The following is a 21,296-nucleotide window of genomic DNA, read 5'->3' as shown; positions in this document are numbered from 1 at the left end:
CTAGCTAAAAACGGCACATATAAAAAACGCCCCGCTCACGGTATAGTTCCAGTGGTGCGGGGCGATAAATGCTTACTCTTCTTCTACCAGTAATGCCCGATATTTTTCTGCATCAAGTAGCTCGGACAATTTACTTTCATCAGTCACCTTGATGCGGAACAACCAGCCATCATTATAAGGCTCGCTATTCACTAATTCCGGCGAGCCTTCCAGAGCCGGGTTAACAGCAATGACTTCGCCACTCAGTGGTGCATAAATATCAGAAGCAGCCTTAACTGATTCAACAACAGCGCAATCATCACCAACATTTACCTGCATTCCGATTTCAGGTAAGTCAATGAACACCATGTCGCCCAATAATTGCTGGGCATGTTCGGTAATACCCACGGTGTATTCGCCATTCCCTTCAGAACGAACCCACTCGTGTGACTCGGTATATTTTAATTCAACGGGTACATGACTCATCGGTTCCATCTCCTTATTTTTTATTAATTAAAATGTTGCGATCAAAATCATCCTACAAGCGATTTACCCATCCGCACAAAGCCCGGTTTCACAACCTGAACGGGCATCTCACGATTACGGATCTGGACAACCGCCTGCTTTCCAACCCCTCGCGGTATCCGTGCAAGGGCAATACTGAATCCTAATGTAGGGGAGAATGTTCCACTGGTAATAGCACCAAAATGTGTTGCACCCGTTTCATCTGTAAAACCAACTGTTAACCCACTGCGCAATACACCTTTCTCACGCATGATTAATCCGACTAGTTGTTCTGTTCCGGCCTCACGTTGTTTTAAGAGAGCTTCGCGGCCAATAAACTGGCGATCTTCGGGTTCCCATGCGATTGTCCATCCCATGTTAGCCGCCAATGGAGAGATGGATTCATCCATTTCCTGACCGTAAAGGTTCATTCCGGCTTCAAGACGCAATGTATCCCGCGCCCCCAATCCTGCCGGCTTGACGCCTTTTTTCAGTAATTGTTGCCAAAAATCAGCAGCCTGTTCCTGAGGCATGGCTATTTCATATCCGGCCTCACCGGTATAACCGGTAGTTGCAATAAATAAATCACCGGCCTGCATACCAAAAAATGGCTTCATACCTGTAATGGCTTGTTTTTGTTCATCACTTAACAAAGATTGAACTTTAGATTGTGCATTCGGACCTTGCACCGCAATAAGCGCCAAATCATCACGCACGGTGATCTCAACCGGATATTTTTCAGCATGCTGTTTTATCCATGCTAAGTCTTTCTCGCGTGTTGCTGAGTTAACAACCATGCGATAAAAATCGTTTGTGAAAAAATAGACAATCAGGTCATCAATAACACCGCCGGAAGCATTCAGCATGCCGGTATAGAGTGCCTTGCCTTTTTCAGTCAGTTTGGCAACATCATTTGCCAGAAGATAGCGGAGGAAATCGCGGCAGCCAGTGCCGTGTAAGTCCACGATGGTCATATGGGAAACATCGAACATACCCGCGTCAGTACGCACCGAGTGATGCTCGTCGATTTGTGAGCCGTAGTGAAGGGGCATCATCCAGCCATGAAAATCTACCATGCGCGATCCGCATGCCAGATGTTGCTCATACAATGGGGTGTGTTTTGACATTATTTCCCTCTTTCCATTCTTGACATGAAGATGTTCTTGATCTGAGTAAATACGGCGTATTAACCGACAAATATTGGATCATGAAGCAGAAAAACGGTTAACAGCGCAAACGATACCTTGGACTAGAAGTTATCACTGAAAAGGGAAATGAACCATAGGATAAATTATTAACACTGTAGTGATAGCTTCAAAAATGCTTCACTATCATGCAGGATTTTTTTCTAATTTATTGTGGAAGGACGCTAAAAACTGGCAGTAAAACACAAAATATATACTTTTTTTATTAGAAACAGACTAAAGCGCGAAGCAAATTGACTGAATACACTTTAGCCTGATATAAAAAAAACTAATCCTAAATTGAAGACGGCATTAGAATTTTTCAACTGAATGGGGCTGAGTCATCAACCAATCCGGTAAATCATGAAGGCCCATTGCATGACGAAGCAATTGTGGTTTCACTCCGGGTAAACGGTCAGCCATAGCCAGCCCTACATCACGAACCAGCTTTTTGACAGGGTTATTTCCATCAAATAGCTGGCGAAAACCCTGCATACCAGCCAGCATGACAGCCGCACTGTGTTTACGACGACGCTCATAACGACCAAGATAGAGATATTGCCCGATATCTTTGCCCTCCTGATTCAGCCGGTTAAGTTCGCCAATCAGCTCTGCTACATCCATAAACCCCAGATTGACTCCCTGACCGGCTAACGGATGGATCGTATGTGCTGCATCCCCTAATAAAGCTAACCGATGGGCCGCAAAATTACGCGCATAACGCCCCATCAAAGGAATGGTTTGCCGCTCACTAACCAGCTCGCATTGCCCCAGACGCATATCAAAGGTAGCGCTCAACTGTCGGTTGAATAACTCAGTATCCATTGTTTTACGCTGTTTTGCTGCTTCAGCGGGTAACGACCAGACAATAGAGCATAAATGGGGATCAGACAGTGGCAGAAAAGCAAGAATGCCATCTCCGTGGAAGACCTGACGGGCAACACCTTGATGGGGTTCGGCTGTATGAATGGTAGCGACCAGTGCATGATGTTCATAATCCCAGAACGTCAGTGGAATATCCGCATGCTGACGCAACCATGAATGAGCACCATCCGCACCAACCACCAACCGTGAAGTCAGCATGCTTTCATCAGACAGAGTAATAAAGGCTTCATTTTCTCCCCATGCAACATTTTTCAGCGAAACAGGAGAATACACCGTGATGTCAGAGAGACTTTCGACCTGCTCCCACAACGCCTGCCTGATAACCCGGTTTTCGATGATATGCCCAAGATGACTCAGACCATTTTCTGCTGCACTGAACTGAATGCGCCCAAAACTATCCAGATCCCAGACTTCCATCCCCTGATAAGGGCTGGCGCGCATTGCCAGTATCTTCTGCCAGACGCCAAGATGAGTTAATAATCTTTCACTGGCAGCATTGATGGCAGAAACACGCAGCGCATGCTCATCATTGGTATGAAATTTACCGGTTGGCGAGTGTTCTTCAACAATCGCGATACGCAAGCCGCTACCCTGTAAACCACAGGCCAGCGCAAGGCCAACCATCCCGCCTCCTGCGATCACCACATCAAATGACTGCATGTTTTTATTTCCTCTTAATCTGACTTACTCTGCCGTTGAATGATGGTTGACCCACCCGAGTGTCTGGCGAGCCAGTGTTCCTTTCGTCAATGGCAACATTTCCATCGCCATCAGCCCAAGATTTCTCCCGGCCTTCAACGGAAAATAATCATTGGCAAACAACCTGACCAACCCATCAGTAATACCAATTGTTACTTCTCGATCAACATCCCGTCGCTGCCGATAACGCGCCAGAACGTTATAAGAACCAATATCTAGCCCTTCAATCGCAGCTTCAGAAATCACCTGAGCCAGCGCCATAACATCACGCATACCCAGATTAAAACCCTGTCCTGCAATCGGGTGCAGCGTTTGCGATGAGTTACCTACCAGTGCCAGACGATGGCTAATCTGCTGCCCGGCAGTGGATAAAGCCAACGGATAACAGTGTCGCTGACCTGTTTCCAACATTTTACCCAGTCTCCAGCCAAAGGCTTTCTGTAACTGGTGAAGAAATTCACTATCTTTCCACTGACTGATTTCCGGCAGTTTTTCTGATGGATGACACCAGACCAGTGAACTGCGCCCTTCTGACATTGGCAGCAATGCTAACGGGCCATGCTTGGTAAACCGCTCAAACGCCCGTCCCTGAGGATTTTCAGATGTCAGAACATTGGCAATAATGGCCGCCTGACCATAATTTTGCCGTTGCCAAGGAATATGACAGGCACTGGCCACAGCGGACTGGCTTCCGTCTGCTGCTACCAGTAGTTTTCCCGTCAGTTTTTCACCGTTATCCAAAGTAATGGAGACAGAAGAGTCGAAACGCTCAACAGAATTCACTTTCGCCGGACAGTAAAGCCGGATATTCGGTGCCTGTTTTAATAAACCAAATAAACGACTTCCGGCATTGTGCAATTCAATCACGTTGCCCAATGCCGGAATGTTATAGTCATCCGCTCGGATATTCACAAAACCGCTATGACCGCGATCACTGACATGAACGTGAGTAATTGGCGTCACACAATCTTTCAGGGCAGACCAGATGCCTATCTGGTTTAAACGCTGACATGTGCCATAAGCTAAGGCAATTGCCCTTGCATCAAAACCCGGATGTTCCTGTGCCGGCTCTGCCGCTTCAATTAAAGAAACCTGTAACTGCCCCCGACTTAAAGCAGAAATGGCAAGCGCCAGTGTTGCACCGGCCATTCCTCCTCCTACGATAATCACGCTCATTATCACTTCCTGATTACTTTCCCCTTCGTTTTTCAAACTGCCTGCTGACTGCTATACAGTTTGAAATCCATCGGGTGTATGACTCTAACTCTATTTTGCCTGTGCCATCAGTGCTTCAATTTCATCAGGATCTTTAACGACATATTCGGTTAAATTTTCATTACCTGATTCTGTAATCAAAATATCGTCTTCAATACGGATCCCAATTCCCCGATATTCCGGCGGTACATCAGCATCCGGTGCGATATACAGCCCCGGTTCAACAGTCAGTACCATGCCCGGTTCCAGAATACGATCACGATCCACACCATAGTGCCCTACATCGTGAACATCCAGACCCAGCCAGTGACTTAAACCATGCATGAAAAATTGGCGATAAGCATTGGTCTCGATCAAATATTCGACTTCTCCGTGCAGAATGCCCAGCTTAACCAATTCTTCAACCATGATACGCACAACCTGCCCCGTCACTTCTCTCATGCTGGTACCCGGTTTATAAAGCTCCAGCGAGACATTGATGGATTTCAGCACAATGTCATAAATTTCTCGCTGGGGGCGGGTAAATTTACCATTGACCGGAAATGTCCGCGTAATATCGCCCGCATAACCTTTATATTCACAACCGGCATCGATAAGCACCAAATCGCCAGTTTTCATACAGCGATCATTTTCTGTGTAATGCAGAATGCAGGCATTCTCGCCGGAACCAACAATGGTGTTATAAGCAGGATAGCGTGCACCGTGATAGGTAAATTCATGGTGAATTTCCGCTTCAAGCTGATATTCAAACATATCCGGGCGACAACGCTGCATTGCTCGGGTATGAGCCTGTGCACTGATTTTCCCCGCTTTACGCATGATTTCCAATTCAGCTTCTGATTTAAACAGACGCATTTCATGCAGCCACGGGCGCCAGTCAGCCATGATTGATGGCACAGTGAGATTACGACGGCTGTTTTTCCGTAATTTATCCAGGGCACTGAATACTATCTCGTCCGCATATTCAAATTCGCCCTGTGCATGATAAACCACGTCCAGCCCGTTCAGCAGCAGGTAGAGTTGCTCGTCAAGAGCATCAAAGGGTAAAGCACGATTAACGCCCAGTTTTTCCGGCGCAGCTTCTTGCCCGAGCCGGCGACCAGACCAGATTTCCGCCGTCAAATCACGCACCCGGTTAAACAACACACTGTGATTATGAGTTTCATCACTTTTGATCAGGATAAGAACCGACTCTGGTTCATTAAATCCAGTTAAATAAAGAAAATCACTATGTTGACGATAAGGATATTCACTATCTGAATTGCGTGTCGCATGCGGGGCTGCAAAAATAATGGCCGCACTGGCCGGTGCCATTTTCGACAATAATACCTGACGACGGGACAAATATTCTTGTTTGGTCATACCCTCTCCTGCAATCTCATTATTATTAGTTATTAATTAATCACCAATCAATGCAGCGTTGGTTTTTCGTTTTTGGTATTGCCTGCTTTTTTAGGTGTCGCCAGTGCGATGTAGCAGAGTTGCACTGCAACACGAACATATTCCAGTACTTCTTCCAGTGCCTGAGCTAACTCCTCCTGATCTTCGCTTTCATCGTATCCCAGCATCCCTATATTACGTAAATCCGTAATAACTTCCTGAATTTCTTTTCTTTCTGTTAACTTAGGATCAGCTACGCCTAACCCTAACAAGAAGTGGTTTACCCAACCTGCCAACGCATCGGCACATGCAAAAACACCCTCTTCATCAGCAGGAAGCAGTAAATTAAAGTGGAAATTACTGTCATCCAATAACTCGAAGGTTGTTTCATACAATTCTCTGATTGGCTGCGCGAGGATCTGTGAAAATGCCAGACCGTCATTGGCAAGATCATGGACAAGAGCCTGCCAGCTACTGTCGTGATTTCCACCACACAGTAACCCGCTGATTAAACCGTGCATTTCCGCGGCAGTTAAAGCTACGGACTGTTGATGCAAAATTTCATCAAATGACTGATAATTAGGTAATGAGTTTTGTATAGACATGTATATTGATCATCGTTGGCGATATAAGTTCATGCTATGCTACCATCAAGGGGAGTCGCTATACCAGACAACATAATCAGGTTGTTTTTTGGTATTGCACGGTAATGATTGGTGTCGGCCTTACTTTTATACCAGAATATGTTTTTACACCCTTTATTTTTCCAGATTACCGCAACTCTGGAAAGATAAAGGGTGTATGTCAAAATTAAGGTATCGGCACAGTAATAAATCAGGAAGGTGTCATGTCTGCACAACCAGTAGATATTCAGATTTTTGGGCGGTCATTACGTGTCAATTGTCCACCAGAGCAGATAGAAGCATTGCAGGCTGCTGCGGATGAACTTGATCAGCGTTTGCATAACCTCAAAGAACGCACCAGAGTGACTAACACTGAGCAACTGGTTTTTATTGTGGCGCTGAATATCTGTCACGAGTTGGCACAGGAAAAAATGAAAACCCGTGATTACGCCTATAATATGGAACAAAAAATTAAAATGCTTCAACAGACGATTGAGCAGGCACTGTTAGAGCAAGGTAACAAAAGTTAGGGCAAAGTAACAAAAACCCGAAATTAGCCAGCTTTATATCGTCAGTAGACTTATCCTTGTTTAGAAATCAGGCAGTAGTCACGATAGATGAACATAAGCAGTTGCTTTCTCCATTTAGTTCCATACAATAGGCTACATGATATTACTTAAGACTAAATGGGTAGGTTCTGATTGAAGATTCCTGGCTAATTAGTTTAAAGTAATAAAAAATTTCTCTGAGGTGTTCGTGAGCGGGGATGTCCCCTGAGCCGATATTTCATATCTGATAGAATGTGGTGCTCCGTTTCTTGTGAGCATGCTTGGCTAGTCCAAGAAGCCTAATAGGGGCGACACCATGTTCACCTTGAACCAAGGGTTCAAGGGTTACCACCTGCAGCGGCATCTTGGAGAACCCTATCTATCTGTTTTGTATCCTTTTCTGCACTACTTTAATAGGCAGGTACTATGCAATCAGATTCCTTTTTCTCTCTTCGAAAAAGCATCAGACAAGACATTCGTCAACTACGTAAAAACCTCTCCCCTGAACAACAATTGCGATTCGCCCTACAGGCAGCTGAGCGGGTTATGGAACATCCTAAGATCCTGCAAGCAAAAAAAATTGCCTTGTATCTCTCTTTTGATGGTGAACTAGATACACGCCCATTGATTCAGCAACTCTGGCAACAAAATAAACAGGTCTATTTGCCTGTATTACACCCTTTCAGTCGGAATCATTTGCTGTTTCTTCGTTATCAGCCTGACACTCCTCTCATCCGGAATCAATTCAGGATAGAAGAACCGCCACTGGATATCCGGCAGGTTTTACCTGTCTCTGAGCTGGATATTATGTTTATTCCGCTCGTTGCTTTTGATCGTAGCGGGCAGCGCTTAGGGATGGGCGGAGGTTTCTACGACAGGACACTTGCCAAATGGCAACAGCAAAAATTTTATCCGATTGGGTTAGCACATAATTTTCAACTGGTTGACTCATTACCCAGCGCAAGTTGGGATATTCCTTTACCCGAAATAATTACTCCAGAAAAAACATGGCGCTGGGTATAACCGCTGAAAATTATTTATACTTAAATTTCAATGCATAAGGGCTATTATTATAGCCCTTATATCATTTAAGTTAGTAAAGCATACGAGAGCGAATAGTACCAGGCAAAGCTTTTAGCTGTTGCAGGACTAATTCCGCCTGAGCCGGATTTTGCGTCATAATATCGATAACAACATAACCCATATCGCCTTCAGTACGCAGATATTGTGCCTCGATATTGATTTCCTGATCGGTGAAAACCTGGTTAATGCTGGTTAAGATACCCGGGCGATTTTCGTGGATATGCAGTAATCGATTGGTATCCTTCGCATGCAGAGGCAATGAAACTTCCGGGAAGTTTACTGCGGATAATGTAGAACCATTATCAGAATATTTAACCAGTTTACCTGCAACTTCATAACCGATGTTCTGTTGTGCTTCTTGTGTAGAACCACCGATATGAGGCGTCAACAATACGTTGTCAAATTTGATTAGCGGTGAGACAAAAGGCTCGCTGTTTGTTGCCGGCTCTTCAGGGAAAACATCAATCGCAGCACCAGAAAGGTGCCCGATTTCCAGCGCTTCAGTCAGTGCAGGAATATCGATCACAGTACCACGTGATGCATTGATCAAAATCGAGCCCGGTTTCATCAGTTCTAATTCTGCTGCACCAATCATGTTTTTGGTTGAATGAGTTTCAGGAACATGCAGACTGATAACATCACTCATATTTAGCAATTCAGATAAGTGATGAACCTGCTGAGCGTTGCCCAGTGGTAGTTTGTGTTCCAAATCATAGAAATAAACATTAAGGCCGATACTTTCAGCCAGAACACTTAGCTGTGAGCCGATATGACCGTAACCAATAATGCCCAGTTTTTTACCACGTGCTTCATAGCAGCCCGCAGCCTGTTTATTCCATATACCTTTATGGGCCTTTGCATTAGCTTCAGGAACACGGCGTAACAGCAGCAACAGCTGCCCTAATACCATTTCAGCCACTGAGCGCGTATTAGAGAATGGGGCGTTGAATACGGGAATACCGCGTTTTGCTGCTGCATTCAGATCAACCTGATTAGTACCGATGCAGAAACACCCGACTGCTACCAGCTTTTCCGCCGCCGCAAAAATTTCTTCAGTTAACTGAGTACGGGAACGGATCCCAACAAATTTGGCATCACGGATAGCTTCTTTCAGCTCTTCCGGCTCTAATGCCCCTTTATGATATTCAATATTGCTGTACCCTGCTGCCCGCAGATTGTCGACTGTGCTTTGATGAACACCTTCCAGCAGCAGAAACTTAATTTTTTCCTTTTCTAAAGATACCTTAACCATTTACCCGCCCTAGTTGTACTAACTTTCATAATGCCGATAGATTTCACTAAAATAACAAAAAAAACGTCAACAGCAATATAATCGTTTGCCTGTAAAACAGCATAAGAAACAGTAAAAAAGTTGTTACACAAAGTAAAGGGTTTCGTTACAAGGTAAAATCAGGATTTTGAGGAAGATTTAATCAATAATACAATATATATATCTGAATTTTATTTTTTGAAAAAGTCAGAAAATTTTTTAAGGGCAGAATATTCTGCCCTTCGCAAGCGGTTACTCTGTAATCGTTTTCACTCCGTTGGAGCTGCCAACCAGCACGACATTCGCGCCACGATTCGCAAACAAGCCTACCGTTACTACTCCTGCAATAGCATTAATTTTATTTTCTAACTCGATAGGATTCAGAATGGCAAGATTGTGAACATCTAAAATAACGTTACCATTATCAGTGATAACATTCTGACGATAAACCGGTGTTCCTCCGAGTTTTACCAGCTCACGGGCAACATAAGAACGAGCCATCGGAATCACTTCCACAGGTAACGGGAATTTACCCAACACGTCAACCTGTTTGGATTCATCAATAATACAAATGAATTTCTTTGCTACCGCAGCAATGATCTTCTCTCTGGTCAGTGCCGCACCACCACCTTTAATCATCTGCATTTGAGCATTAATTTCGTCAGCCCCGTCAACATAAATGTCTAAAGAGTCAACTTCATTACAGTCAAACACAGGGATGCCAAGGCTTTTCAATTTCTCAGTTGATGCTTCCGAGCTGGATACCGCACCTTCGATTTGATCTTTCATTGTTCCCAGAGCATCAATAAAATGAGATGCCGTTGAACCGGTGCCTACTCCCACAACTGTTCCCGGTTTAACATATTCCAGCGCTGCCCAGCCTACCGCTTTTTTCAGTTCATCCTGTGTCATATCAATCACTGCCTATAATCAATTACAAGAAAAATCCAGCTGCCAGTATAAACAATATTTTATCTTACCCTGTGAAAAAATATGGCATAGTGCTACCTAGACCGAAAAATATTTTGGGCACACAATATCATTCTAGAATAAATACCATTCCAGAATAATCGAAGAGTTAATGACAAACGGAGAGCCTGATTTTCAATGAAACGTCCTGATTACCGATCCTTACAGGCGTTAGACGCCGTGATCCGCGAACGCGGCTTCGAACGTGCAGCCCAAAAGCTTTGTATTACTCAATCCGCCGTATCCCAGCGTATCAAGCAATTAGAAAACTTATTTGGTCAACCACTCTTAGTGCGTACTGTTCCGCCCCGTCCTACAGAGCAGGGACAGAAATTGCTGGCGTTATTACATCAGGTGGAATTACTCGAAGCACAATGGCTCGGTGATGAGAATGGCAATGAAACTCCTCTGCTACTTTCTCTTGCGGTCAATGCAGATAGTCTGGCTACCTGGCTTTTACCCGCACTCCATCCGGTGCTTTCTGATTTACCCATCAGGCTCAATATTCAGGTGGAAGATGAAACCCGGACACAGGAAAGCCTGAGACGCGGGGAAGTTGTCGGTGCCATCAGTATTCAGTCACAACCATTGCCAAGCTGTCTGGTGGATAAATTAGGCGCTCTCGATTATCTCTTCGTCGCTTCTCCTAAATTTGCCGATCGCTTTTTCCCTAATGGAGTGACACGCTCTGCATTATTGAAAGCTCCGGCGGTTGCATTTGATCATCTGGATGATATGCATCAGGCCTTTTTACAGCAGTATTTTGATTTATCGCCGGGTAGTGTGCCCTGCCATATCGTTAACTCATCTGAAGCCTTTGTTCAATTAGCAAAACAAGGCACAACATGCTGTATGATCCCTCATTTACAAATTGACAGAGAACTAAAAGCAGGTGAATTAGTTGATTTAACACCCGGGCTATACCAGCGCCGTATGCTTTACTGGCACCGGTTTGCCCCAGAAAGCAGTGCAATGAGAAAAGTCACTGACGCCCTGTTAAAACTTGGGCGCCAGATGTTACGTCAGGAAGATGAGATTAATTAACGCTGTAATTCAAAAACTGCATCAACATGATCAGAAAACTCTATGCTTTGTGGTTCATAAGTTTCATCTGCTGAATCCCCTGCTGGCGCAGCGGCCATCTGAGTTGTCCTTAATTGCAGTCTATTCATTGGATAAGGTACAGCTTCAGGGGGACGATAAGTGACACTATATACAGCACCTAACTTACTGTTAAAGCCTTTTGCCAGTTCAGTTGCCTGTTGAATCGCATTTGCGATCGCTTTCTGTCTGGCTTCACTACGATATAGCTGAGGATCAGCAACGCTGAATTGCACAGAATTAATTTCATTCAGTCCTGCTTTCAAAGCTCCATCCAGCAACGGATTCAGTTGATCCAATTTATGTACTTTGACTTCAACTGAGCGAGATGCGCTATACCCTATAATGGTTGATTTACCATTTTTCTGATCATATTGATATTCTGGCTGAGTCCGGATATTAGCCGCATTAATATCCTTTTTATCGATACCACTCGCCTTCAAAAAATCAAAATATTTGGCGACACGTGCATCAACTTTATGCTTGGCCTCGGTCGCGCTTTTCTGGCTCACTTTGACATGAATCATCAGAGTTGCCATATCCGGGGCTGCTTTGATTGTTGCACTACCAGAAGTAGATATATGTGGGACAGATGGTAATTCCGCCGCTGAAACTGACATACTGCCTACAGCCAGCATAACAGCAAATATCAGTGAGTTACGTTTCACTAAAACCTCCTTTCGGATATACCCACCCTCTTTCAAGCCACTGTTAACTCGAAACAAACTGGATATACAGCAAATAAATAAGCATTTTGGTCAGACTCTAATAACCTGTAACAGTCTAATAGGCTAGAAGATCCCAATAGACAGTAAGACAAGCAATTTTCAGAAACATTAGCACACTATTTATAAAGAATTGTTTAAATTATAAAGAATTGTGTCAGTTAATTAAAAATCTGTAATCCCTGTTTCAATAAATTCCATGCGATGTACCACATTACGCATCCCACAAACAGATTAATGATACGTTGAGAAAGCGGTTGATTAAGGATTGGAGAAAACCACGCGGCGAGTATCGCCAATGCGAAAAACCAACTGATAGAGGCGGTCACTGCACCGATAGTAAACCACGGCCTCAACTCAGCTGATAATCCACCTCCAATGCTACCTAATACAATAAAGGTATCCAGATAAACATGAGGATTCAGCCAGGTGACTGCAAATAATGTCACAATAATCCGCCAGCGGCTTTGAACAACCACATCTTTATTAGAAAGTGTAAAGTCCGCAGATAATGCGACCCGAAAAGCCCCCCATCCATACCATAAGAGGAATGCAACGCCTCCCCATGTCACCGCCTGTAACAGAAAAGTAGATTTCCCAAGTAGGGCACTTCCTCCAAAGATCCCAGCCATAATCAGAATAATGTCACTGATGGCACATAATGCGGCACTCATCAGATGAAATTGTTTTTTACTGCCCTGCTGCATCACAAAAACATTTTGTGGTCCAAGTGGGATGATCATTGCAGCACTAAGAAAAAAACCCTGAATTAACGTCGAAAACATGCAGAAATTCCTAATAATTATTCAATAAAATAAGGTCTATCTGCATATTAGGCACATACATTCATTAGTAAAAATTAATTATTCTTATTCATCATTAATAAAATTAATAAAGCACTAAGCAGGTAAGCAGTCCGCCTGATTATTTCCTTCCGCGTGTGACAGACGGTTGAAGTACACCATGCTACATATAGCCTTTGATAAGGGGGGATAGAGACATACTCTTCCCCTTCCGGTTTGTTTTTATTTGAACATGAATGCAGCTGCCAAGCTAAAAACATTTTTCATTTTTTATTCTTATTTCAATTACTGAAATGTTTTCTTTTTCTAAATAAAAATAAAGAGCCTCCTATGAAAAATATCACAAAAGTTTCATTACTTAGTCTGCTTATTTCGAATAGCGCTTTTGCCGCAAATTATGTCCTGACCAACGACAATATTAAGATCTCGTTTGAAGAGCCGAAGTCTGTAGTTACGATTCAGGATAAACCGTTCCACCGCCAGATCACATCACAGGAACTTTTTTTTCTAACGCTGCCAAATCAAGATGTGATTCATACCTCTGATTTTAAAATCAAACATATAGAGCAACTGGATAACGCAATTAAGATTGATTATTCTCACAAGGATTTTAACGTCACCGTCGTACTGAGCATGCTGAAAAAGAAATATGCCAGCATTAATTACACTATCGCTGCGGTAGGTAAACCCAGAGAAATTACTAACATCACCTTCTTCCCAACTAAGCAGCAATCTCCGACACCTTATATTGATGGAGAAATCAACAGCTCACCAATCATTGCCAACCCATTTGTTATTCTGCCCAAAAAACCTTTTGTGAACACCAATGTCCATGAAGCAAGCAGTAGTCTGAACGTCGAGCTGAAAATGGCCATCCAGCCTAAAATTCCGCTCAGCTATACTATCTTCCTTGGCACCTTTCCGGAAACCAATCAACTACGCCGCAGTGTTAACCAACTGATCAACGCACTGCGTCCACGTCCATATAAACCCTATCTACACTACAATAGCTGGATGGATATAGGCTTTGGCTCCGCTTACACCGAACAAGATGTATTGAAACGGATAGATGAGTGGAATAAAGAATTCATTACCGGGCGTGGTGTGAAGCTTGATGCCTTTCTACTGGATGATGGCTGGGATGACCTCACTGGCAGATGGTTGTTTAGCCCGGCCTTCAGCCATTTCGATACCGTTAGAAACAAGGCAGCCAGCCTGCACAGTTCAATAGGTTTGTGGCTTTCCCCGTGGGGCGGCTATGGTGGTTCAGGCCAAATCCGCGTCTCGCATGCCAAAGAGTATGGTTTTGAAACAGCTGATGGAAGGCTCGCTCTCTCCGGTCCAAATTATTTCAAAAGCTTTAACGCCCAAGTTCTCAACCTCATCAAAAATGAACACATTACTTCCTTCAAGCTGGACGGTATGGGTAACGCCAATTCGCATATTGAAGGTAGCCCGTTTGCTTCCGATTTCGATGCCTCGATTGCCCTCATTAATAATATGCGAGCGGCTAACAAGGATCTGTTCATCAACCTGACAACCGGTACCACTGCCAGCCCTTCCTGGCTATTCTACGCCGATTCTATCTGGCGTCAGGGTGCTGATATCAATTTAGACGGTAAAGGTTCACCAGCTCAGAAGTGGGTCACTTACCGTGATGCAGAAACTTATCGCTCGATTGTGAAAAAGAGTCCGTTATTACCGCTTAATTCATTGATGTACCACGGCATCGTCAGCGCGAAAAGCTCCTATGATGGGCTGGAGAAGGTGCAAACGGATGGCGATTTCGCCGATCAGGTCTGGAGCTACTTCGCCACCGGCTCACAGCTACAGGAGCTATATATCACACCGTCTATGCTGAATAAGGCCAAATGGGATACGCTGGCGAAAGCGGCTAAGTGGTCACAGAGTAATTCAGATGTACTGATAGATAGCCACTGGATAGGCGGCGATCCTCATGCACTGAAAGTTTACGGCTGGGCATCATGGAATAAACGTAAAGCAATTCTCGGTCTTCGCAATCCGTCAGATAAAGCACAAACATATTACCTGGATATGGCAAAAGATTTTGAAATTCCGCGGGGAGAAACCTCGCATTTCAGACTAATCCCCGTATACGGCAATAACGCCACTGTACCGGAAAACTATACCAAAGCTGTCACCGTGACACTAAAACCGCTGGAAATGCTTGTATTTGAAGCCGTACCTATGCAGTAAACAACACCGACTTCTCTGATTAAAAGTTTAAATGCCGTTTAAGCAAACTCTGACTTGGTGTGAGTGTATCTATTCCTCACACCAAGTATTTCTCACATCAATTCTTTCTTACATCAAAAGTTTTGGTTAATTATCTGTGTTCTTCTGCAAAGCAATCTGCTGCTGATGAAGATAAACATCCATTTGTGGGAAAGGAATACCAATCTTATGTTTATCTAAAGCTCGCTTAAAGTTTTCCATCAGATCCCAATAAACACTCCAGGCATCACCATTGGTTGTCCATACACGTACAATAAAATTAAGTGATGAAGGTGCCATTTCATGCAACCGAATAGTTACACCTTTGTTATGCTGAATACGGTTATCCGCTTGAATAACATCACCCAATACTTTCTTAACTTCATCAATATCTGCGTCATATGCCACACCGACCATAATCTGAGTACGGCGGTTTGGTTCACGGCTGGTATTGATTATATTATTTGTAATAATCTTTCCATTAGGGATAACAATGATACGATCATCTGCTGTACGTAATGTTGTAGAGAAAATCTGCACCTGTACAACAGTCCCTTCCACTGACCCAATGATGACATACTCACCAACACGAAGCGGGCGGAAAATAACCAGCAGCACACCTGCCGCAAAATTTGATAATGAACCCTGTAATGCCAGACCAACAGCTAAACCAGCAGCACCAATAACCGCAATTACAGATGCAGTCTGGATCCCTAACCTTCCGAGAACGGCAATGATAGTAAACGCAATAATGGCATAACGAATTATGGCTGATAAAAAGTCAGAAATAGTCGTATCAACACCACGTAACGACATAACGCGTTTCACTGCCTTACATGCCAGCTTGGCAATAGACAGACCGACGATCAGAATTAAAATGGCAAATACGATATTCATTGCATACTGGATCAGTATTTCTTGATTATTGACCAGCCAATGTGTTGCTTTATCTATCTCACCGGACAGATTGATCTCTTCCATAAAAGCCTACCTTTTTTTGTTGGAACCTATCTACATGAACACGAAAGCGATGGAATAGAAATTATGGCAGAAAGCGGCCATGGATTGAACATAACCACTTACCCTTTATTTTTTTGCAAAACAAAGTCTCTATAATTTGCCAGCATATCGATAAAATCATCTGTACCGCAAAATGCCAGACTTTCGTTATCGTAGTAACTCATTCCCTCTTCCATTTCTTCAGTATCAAACTGGAGTTGATTGGCTCTTATCATGATTTCTTCTTCATTCATTAACAGTGTGTATTCATGACCATTCAACTGCCACTGGCGTGCACTGCCTTTTATTTCTAGCAGCGCTGAAGTTATTTTATCTAATATGCTCAAATCGTCTTTCACCTCCTCATTAAGCCAATGACCAATAGCTTCATGATCCATTGAAAAACGCGTTGTAACCTGACCAGTGATATCCTGCATAAATTCATATTCCATCACATACCTCCACATTTTACTTATCTCAATCACATCCGAATTTTAAACATTTCCGATGCTCCCACCTCAGAGCCAGCCCACAAACTGACACAAAATCTGCCGCAAAAATCAGGCACAAAAAAGGGAGGCATCCGCCTCCCTTATTCATTCAGCAATATACTTTTTTACACGGCAGTTTGGAAGATAACATCATCCGCTTTTTCAGTATACTCGTTCAACTGATCAAAATTGAGGTAGCGGTAAGTATCCGCTGCGGTTTCATCAACTTTCTCCATGAATTGCAGATACTCTTTAGGCGTTGGCAGACGACCCAGCAATGAAGCAACAGCCGCCAGTTCCGCAGATGCAAGATAAACATTAGCTCCTGCACCTAAACGGTTCGGGAAATTGCGCGTGGAAGTAGAAACCACCGTAGCACCATCAGCAACCCGAGCCTGATTTCCCATACACAATGAACAGCCCGGAATTTCGATGCGCGCCCCACTCTTACCAAAGACACTGTAATAGCCTTCTTCAGTCAGCTGAGCCGCATCCATTTTGGTTGGTGGAGCAACCCACAGACGAGTTGGTAACTGGCCTTTATGCTGATCGAGTAACTTACCGGCAGCACGAAAGTGACCAATGTTTGTCATGCAGGAGCCGATAAACACTTCATCAATTTTGCTGTTAGCTACATCAGATAACAGGCGAGCATCATCCGGATCATTGGGGGCACACAAAATAGGCTCTTTGATCTCAGCCAGATCAATCTCAATCACTGCAGCATATTCTGCATCTGTATCCGCCTCGAGTAACTGAGGATCTTTCAGCCAGTTTTCCATACCAATAATACGGCGTTCCAGCGTCCGGCGATCACCGTAACCTTCTGCAATCATCCACTTCAACAGAACGATATTGGATTGCAGGTATTCAATAATCGGTGACTTATCCAGTTTTATCGTACAACCTGCCGCAGAACGTTCGGCAGATGCATCTGCCAGTTCAAATGCCTGCTCAACTTTAAGTTCTGGCAAACCTTCAATTTCCAGAATACGACCAGAGAAAATATTTTTCTTACCTTTTTTCTCTACGGTTAATAAACCTTGCTGAATCGCATAGTAAGGAATGGCATGAACCAGATCACGCAAAGTGATACCCGGTTGCATTTTCCCTTTAAAACGCACTAATACAGATTCCGGCATGTCCAACGGCATAACTCCCGTTGCCGCTGCAAATGCGACCAAACCAGAACCCGCAGGGAAAGAAATACCAATAGGGAAACGGGTGTGGGAGTCACCGCCTGTACCTACGGTATCCGGCAGTAACATACGGTTCAGCCATGAGTGGATGATACCATCACCCGGACGCAGAGATACACCACCACGGTTCATGATGAAATCAGGTAATGTATGATGTGTCGTTACATCAACAGGTTTTGGATAAGCCGCAGTATGGCAGAATGACTGCATAACCAGATCCGCGGAGAAACCCAGACAGGCCAAATCTTTTAACTCATCACGGGTCATTGGCCCGGTTGTATCCTGCGAACCAACAGAAGTCATCTTCGGTTCACAATATTCTCCCGGACGGATCCCGGTAGTACCACAGGCACGGCCAACCATTTTCTGTGCCAGTGTGAAACCCCGGTTACTTTTCTCAATCGCTTTTGCCTGACGGAAAACATCACTGTATGGCAACCCTAAAGATTCACGGGCTTTGGTTGTCAGGCCACGGCCGATAATTAATGGAATTCGGCCTCCGGCACGTACTTCATCAATCAGTACATCTGTTTTCAGTTCAAAAGTTGACAGTACTTCATTGGTATCATGAAGACGGATTTCACCTTTATATGGGTAGATATCAATCACATCTCCCATATTCAGTCGGGATACATCAACCTCAACCGGCAATGCACCAGCATCTTCCATTGTGTTGAAGAATATTGGAGCAATTTTTCCACCCAATACAACACCGCCGCCACGTTTATTCGGTACAAACGGGATATCTTCACCCATAAACCACAAAACGGAGTTTGTAGCAGATTTACGGGAAGAACCAGTTCCCACAACATCCCCTACATAGGCCAGAGGATGACCTTTTTCATTGAGTGCTTCAATTTGCTTAATTGGGCCAACAACACCAGCCTGATCAGGCTCGATCCCTTCACGGGCATTTTTCAGCATGGCTAACGCATGTAATGGAATATCGGGACGTGACCACGCATCTGGTGCAGGGGAAAGGTCATCTGTATTAGTTTCACCAGTGACTTTGAAGACCGTAACAGTAATTTTTTCAGCCAGTGCCGGGCGTTGCAGGAACCATTCTGCATCTGCCCATGACTGGATAATTTGTTTGGCATGTGGATTACCTGCTTTCGCTTTTTCTTCCACATCATAGAAACTGTCGAACATCAGTAACGTGTGAGACAGGGCCTTAGCGGCAATGGGTGCCAGTTTTTCATCATCGAGAGCGTCAATCAGAGCATGGATATTGTACCCACCCTGCATGGTTCCCAATAATTCAATCGCTTTTTCCGGTGTAATAAGTGGTGAAGTCGTTTCACTCTTCGAGATTGCAGCAAGAAAACCCGCTTTTACATAAGCGGCTTCATCAACACCGGGGGGAACACGGTTAGTCAACAGATCTAGCAGGAAATCTTCTTCACCTTGAGGTGGGTTCTTCAGTAATTCGACCAGCGCGGCTGCTTGAGCTGCGTCTAATGGTTTAGGGACGATGCCTTGCTCTGCACGTTCGGCTACGTGCCTGCGGTATTCTTCTAGCACGACTAACTCCTCGCTCTCATTGTCTTTTATATGCCCGGCTGTCTGCACCCGGTAACGATCACCATGAAATGACCATTAGGGATGCCAGGTCAGAGGATTTGCTCACATAACATCAAAATTATGCCGAGCTTCGGGCAATTAGCATACCAAAATTTGAATGGCATGTTAATTCATTCACATAAAATCAACATTGGAGTGCAGTAAAGTTCTGGATAGAGGTGCATAAAGTGTGTATTTAAGATTTAAATACTATTTGTTGATGTTTTGTCCTGAAAACCTCTTATCTCTATTTATATTTATGAAAATAATTAAATGAGGAAAACAGCAGACTCTCCATGCAAGAGCCAATTAACGAAAAAATAAATAACAAACGGCTTCTACAATAGAAGCCGCCTATATTCACTGCAAAAATAACGCAAAATCTAATGCATTATTTCTTTTTCTTTGCCTTAGGGTTTGGCAAGTCAGTGATGCTGCCTTCGTACATTTCAGCAGCCATACCGATTGATTCGTACAGAGTCGGGTGAGCGTGAACAGTCAGAGCAATATCTTCTGCATCACAACCCATCTCGATAGCCAGACCGATTTCACCCAGCAGTTCGCCGCCGTTAGTACCAACAATAGCACCACCGATAATACGGTTGCTTTCTTTATCGAAAATCAGTTTAGTCATACCATCTGAACAATCAGATGCGATTGCACGACCGGAAGCAGCCCATGGGAAAGTTGCAGTTTCGTAACTGATGCCTTTCTCTTTCGCTTCTTTCTCAGTCAGACCAACCCATGCAACTTCTGGCTCGGTGTAAGCAATGGATGGGATCACTTTTGGATCGAAGTAATGTTTCTTACCGGAGATAACTTCAGCAGCAACATGGCCTTCATGAACACCTTTGTGTGCCAGCATTGGCTGACCAACGATATCACCGATAGCGAAGATATGAGGTACGTTAGTACGCATTTGCTTATCAACATTGATAAAGCCACGCTCATCAACAGCAACACCTGCCTGACCAGCATCGATCAGTTTACCGTTTGGTACACGGCCGATAGCAACCAGAACTGCGTCATAACGCTGAGGTTCTGCCGGTGCTTTTTTACCTTCCATTGTTACGTAGATACCATCTTCTTTGGCTTCTACAGCAGTCACTTTGGTTTCCAGCATCAGATTGAATTTCTTGCTGATACGCTTAGTGAATACTTTAACAACGTCTTTGTCCGCAGCAGGGATAACCTGATCGAACATTTCAACCACGTCAATCTGAGAACCCAGAGCGTGATAAACAGTGCCCATTTCCAGACCGATGATACCGCCGCCCATAACCAGCATGCGTTCCGGAACTGTTTTCAGCTCCAGTGCATCAGTAGAATCCCATACGCGAGGGTCATCATGCGGAATGAATGGCAGCTGAATTGGGCGTGAACCCGCTGCAATAATGGCATTATCAAAATTAATCGTTGTTGCGCCATTCTCGCCTTCAACTACCAGAGTGTTAGCACCTGTGAATTTACCAACACCGTTAACAACGTTAACTTTACGGCCCTTAGCCATGCCACCCAGACCACCTGTCAACTGGGAAATAACTTTTTCTTTCCAGAGACGGATTTTATCGATATCAGTTTGTGGCTCACCAAACACGATACCGTGTTGTGCCAGCGCTTTTGCTTCTTCAATTACTTTAGCAACGTGAAGCAATGCTTTAGATGGGATACAACCAACGTTAAGACAAACACCACCCAGAGTAGAGTAGCGCTCAACCAGAACGGTATCCAAACCTAAGTCTGCACAACGAAAAGCAGCAGAATACCCTGCTGGGCCTGCTCCAAGCACCACTACCTGGGCTTTAATTTCAGTACTCATCATGACCTCTTAATTGTTTGTC

Annotated in this window: 18 protein-coding genes and 1 other RNA gene; 5 read left to right on the top strand and 14 right to left on the bottom strand. The window is 44.1% G+C overall.

All coding sequences use genetic code 11. The annotated features are described in order from the left end of the window. Window positions 1–72: 72 nt before the first annotated feature. The 6 genes from gcvH to AACX38_RS19830 all read right to left on the bottom strand — a co-directional run bounded on the left by gcvH (window position 73) and on the right by AACX38_RS19830 (window position 6,451). On the bottom strand, window positions 73–465 hold the full coding sequence (gene gcvH, locus AACX38_RS19855) for a glycine cleavage system protein GcvH (protein WP_099121364.1): 393 nt from the start codon (window positions 463–465) through the stop codon (window positions 73–75). A 47-nt stretch (window positions 466–512) separates the two neighbouring features. Next, window positions 513–1,610 carry a glycine cleavage system aminomethyltransferase GcvT gene (gene gcvT, locus AACX38_RS19850; RefSeq protein WP_228863299.1) on the bottom strand — a complete coding sequence of 366 codons (1,098 nt, stop codon included), beginning with the start codon at window positions 1,608–1,610 and terminating at the stop codon, window positions 513–515. Window positions 1,611–1,979: 369 nt separating this feature from the next. Then, on the bottom strand, window positions 1,980–3,212 hold the full coding sequence (gene ubiI / locus AACX38_RS19845; RefSeq protein ID WP_228863298.1) for an FAD-dependent 2-octaprenylphenol hydroxylase: 1,233 nt from the start codon (window positions 3,210–3,212) through the stop codon (window positions 1,980–1,982). Between the two features lie 24 nt (window positions 3,213–3,236). Further along, window positions 3,237–4,427, bottom strand: coding sequence for a 2-octaprenyl-6-methoxyphenyl hydroxylase (ubiH, locus tag AACX38_RS19840; RefSeq protein ID WP_228863297.1), 1,191 nt, complete (start codon window positions 4,425–4,427; stop codon window positions 3,237–3,239). Between the two features lie 90 nt (window positions 4,428–4,517). Further along, the gene (gene pepP / locus AACX38_RS19835; protein WP_228863296.1) at window positions 4,518–5,828 is read right to left on the bottom strand and encodes a Xaa-Pro aminopeptidase; all 1,311 of its coding nucleotides are present in this window, start codon (window positions 5,826–5,828) and stop codon (window positions 4,518–4,520) included. Between the two features lie 47 nt (window positions 5,829–5,875). Further along, window positions 5,876–6,451, bottom strand: a complete 576-nt coding sequence (locus tag AACX38_RS19830) for a YecA/YgfB family protein (protein WP_228863295.1) — start codon at window positions 6,449–6,451, stop codon at window positions 5,876–5,878. A gap of 242 nt (window positions 6,452–6,693) precedes the next feature. On the opposite strand from AACX38_RS19830, the gene zapA reads away from it, so the two are divergent. From zapA to AACX38_RS19815, 3 genes are all read left to right on the top strand, one after another. After that, complete coding sequence (gene zapA, locus AACX38_RS19825; protein WP_086955933.1) at window positions 6,694–6,999, top strand: cell division protein ZapA; 306 nt, start codon at window positions 6,694–6,696, stop codon at window positions 6,997–6,999. 209 nt (window positions 7,000–7,208) lie between these two features. Continuing rightward, window positions 7,209–7,393, top strand: a non-coding RNA gene (ssrS, locus tag AACX38_RS19820) — 6S RNA. Window positions 7,394–7,443: 50 nt separating this feature from the next. After that, window positions 7,444–8,040 (top strand): 5-formyltetrahydrofolate cyclo-ligase, encoded by a 597-nt coding sequence (locus AACX38_RS19815; protein ID WP_099121370.1) that lies wholly within the window; start codon window positions 7,444–7,446, stop codon window positions 8,038–8,040. 70 nt (window positions 8,041–8,110) lie between these two features. Here AACX38_RS19815 and serA read toward each other — a convergent pair whose 3' ends face one another. Together serA and rpiA are read right to left on the bottom strand one after the other, a co-directional pair. Beyond that, entirely contained in the window at window positions 8,111–9,352 is a 1,242-nt protein-coding gene (serA, locus tag AACX38_RS19810; RefSeq protein ID WP_099111390.1) for a phosphoglycerate dehydrogenase, read from the bottom strand. Window positions 9,353–9,622: 270 nt separating this feature from the next. Next, window positions 9,623–10,282 (bottom strand): ribose-5-phosphate isomerase RpiA, encoded by a 660-nt coding sequence (gene rpiA, locus AACX38_RS19805; protein ID WP_228858403.1) that lies wholly within the window; start codon window positions 10,280–10,282, stop codon window positions 9,623–9,625. A 195-nt stretch (window positions 10,283–10,477) separates the two neighbouring features. On the opposite strand from rpiA, the gene AACX38_RS19800 reads away from it, so the two are divergent. After that, window positions 10,478–11,383: a LysR family transcriptional regulator ArgP gene (locus tag AACX38_RS19800; RefSeq protein WP_099121372.1), complete on the top strand. Its 906-nt coding sequence runs from the start codon at window positions 10,478–10,480 to the stop codon at window positions 11,381–11,383. Here AACX38_RS19800 and AACX38_RS19795 read toward each other — a convergent pair. Beyond that, window positions 11,380–12,108: an oxidative stress defense protein gene (locus AACX38_RS19795; RefSeq protein WP_228858401.1), complete on the bottom strand. Its 729-nt coding sequence runs from the start codon at window positions 12,106–12,108 to the stop codon at window positions 11,380–11,382. The two genes, AACX38_RS19800 and AACX38_RS19795, sit on opposite strands and share 4 nt — an antisense overlap. Before the next feature lie 218 nt (window positions 12,109–12,326). Next, window positions 12,327–12,950: an arginine exporter ArgO gene (gene argO, locus AACX38_RS19790; protein WP_228863294.1), complete on the bottom strand. Its 624-nt coding sequence runs from the start codon at window positions 12,948–12,950 to the stop codon at window positions 12,327–12,329. Between the two features lie 348 nt (window positions 12,951–13,298). Between argO and AACX38_RS19785 the strand changes: the two genes are divergently transcribed. Beyond that, window positions 13,299–15,185: an enterotoxin gene (locus tag AACX38_RS19785; protein WP_228863293.1), complete on the top strand. Its 1,887-nt coding sequence runs from the start codon at window positions 13,299–13,301 to the stop codon at window positions 15,183–15,185. A 126-nt stretch (window positions 15,186–15,311) separates the two neighbouring features. On the opposite strand, the gene mscS is transcribed toward AACX38_RS19785, so the two are convergent. The 4 genes from mscS to lpdA form a co-directional block, all read right to left on the bottom strand. Then, the gene (mscS, locus tag AACX38_RS19780; protein WP_228863292.1) at window positions 15,312–16,184 is read right to left on the bottom strand and encodes a small-conductance mechanosensitive channel MscS; all 873 of its coding nucleotides are present in this window, start codon (window positions 16,182–16,184) and stop codon (window positions 15,312–15,314) included. Window positions 16,185–16,282: 98 nt separating this feature from the next. Further along, window positions 16,283–16,654 (bottom strand): YacL family protein, encoded by a 372-nt coding sequence (locus tag AACX38_RS19775; protein WP_228863291.1) that lies wholly within the window; start codon window positions 16,652–16,654, stop codon window positions 16,283–16,285. A 164-nt stretch (window positions 16,655–16,818) separates the two neighbouring features. Beyond that, a complete protein-coding gene (gene acnB / locus AACX38_RS19770; protein WP_228863290.1) occupies window positions 16,819–19,416 on the bottom strand; it encodes a bifunctional aconitate hydratase 2/2-methylisocitrate dehydratase in 2,598 nt (865 codons plus the stop codon). A 430-nt stretch (window positions 19,417–19,846) separates the two neighbouring features. Next, window positions 19,847–21,274 carry a dihydrolipoyl dehydrogenase gene (gene lpdA, locus AACX38_RS19765; RefSeq protein WP_099121379.1) on the bottom strand — a complete coding sequence of 476 codons (1,428 nt, stop codon included), beginning with the start codon at window positions 21,272–21,274 and terminating at the stop codon, window positions 19,847–19,849. Window positions 21,275–21,296 lie beyond the last annotated feature (22 nt).

Source organism: Xenorhabdus sp. PB30.3 (assembly GCF_963895965.1).
GTDB classification, from domain to species: Bacteria; Pseudomonadota; Gammaproteobacteria; order Enterobacterales; family Enterobacteriaceae; genus Xenorhabdus; species Xenorhabdus stockiae.
This window is presented reverse-complemented; position numbering and strand designations above follow the sequence as displayed.

Excerpts from the sequence above, each read along its gene's own strand:
- gcvH (WP_099121364.1), bottom strand. The coding sequence starts at position 465 with ATGAGTCATGTACCCGTTGAATTAAAATATACCGAGTCACACGAGTGG.
- gcvT (WP_228863299.1), bottom strand. The coding sequence starts at position 1,610 with ATGTCAAAACACACCCCATTGTATGAGCAACATCTGGCATGCGGATCG.
- ubiI (WP_228863298.1), bottom strand. The coding sequence starts at position 3,212 with ATGCAGTCATTTGATGTGGTGATCGCAGGAGGCGGGATGGTTGGCCTT.
- ubiH (WP_228863297.1), bottom strand. The coding sequence starts at position 4,427 with ATGAGCGTGATTATCGTAGGAGGAGGAATGGCCGGTGCAACACTGGCG.
- pepP (WP_228863296.1), bottom strand. The coding sequence starts at position 5,828 with ATGACCAAACAAGAATATTTGTCCCGTCGTCAGGTATTATTGTCGAAA.
- AACX38_RS19830 (WP_228863295.1), bottom strand. The coding sequence starts at position 6,451 with ATGTCTATACAAAACTCATTACCTAATTATCAGTCATTTGATGAAATT.
- zapA (WP_086955933.1), top strand. The coding sequence starts at position 6,694 with ATGTCTGCACAACCAGTAGATATTCAGATTTTTGGGCGGTCATTACGT.
- AACX38_RS19815 (WP_099121370.1), top strand. The coding sequence starts at position 7,444 with ATGCAATCAGATTCCTTTTTCTCTCTTCGAAAAAGCATCAGACAAGAC.
- serA (WP_099111390.1), bottom strand. The coding sequence starts at position 9,352 with ATGGTTAAGGTATCTTTAGAAAAGGAAAAAATTAAGTTTCTGCTGCTG.
- rpiA (WP_228858403.1), bottom strand. The coding sequence starts at position 10,282 with ATGACACAGGATGAACTGAAAAAAGCGGTAGGCTGGGCAGCGCTGGAA.
- AACX38_RS19800 (WP_099121372.1), top strand. The coding sequence starts at position 10,478 with ATGAAACGTCCTGATTACCGATCCTTACAGGCGTTAGACGCCGTGATC.
- argO (WP_228863294.1), bottom strand. The coding sequence starts at position 12,950 with ATGTTTTCGACGTTAATTCAGGGTTTTTTTCTTAGTGCTGCAATGATC.
- AACX38_RS19785 (WP_228863293.1), top strand. The coding sequence starts at position 13,299 with ATGAAAAATATCACAAAAGTTTCATTACTTAGTCTGCTTATTTCGAAT.
- mscS (WP_228863292.1), bottom strand. The coding sequence starts at position 16,184 with ATGGAAGAGATCAATCTGTCCGGTGAGATAGATAAAGCAACACATTGG.
- AACX38_RS19775 (WP_228863291.1), bottom strand. The coding sequence starts at position 16,654 with ATGGAATATGAATTTATGCAGGATATCACTGGTCAGGTTACAACGCGT.
- lpdA (WP_099121379.1), bottom strand. The coding sequence starts at position 21,274 with ATGAGTACTGAAATTAAAGCCCAGGTAGTGGTGCTTGGAGCAGGCCCA.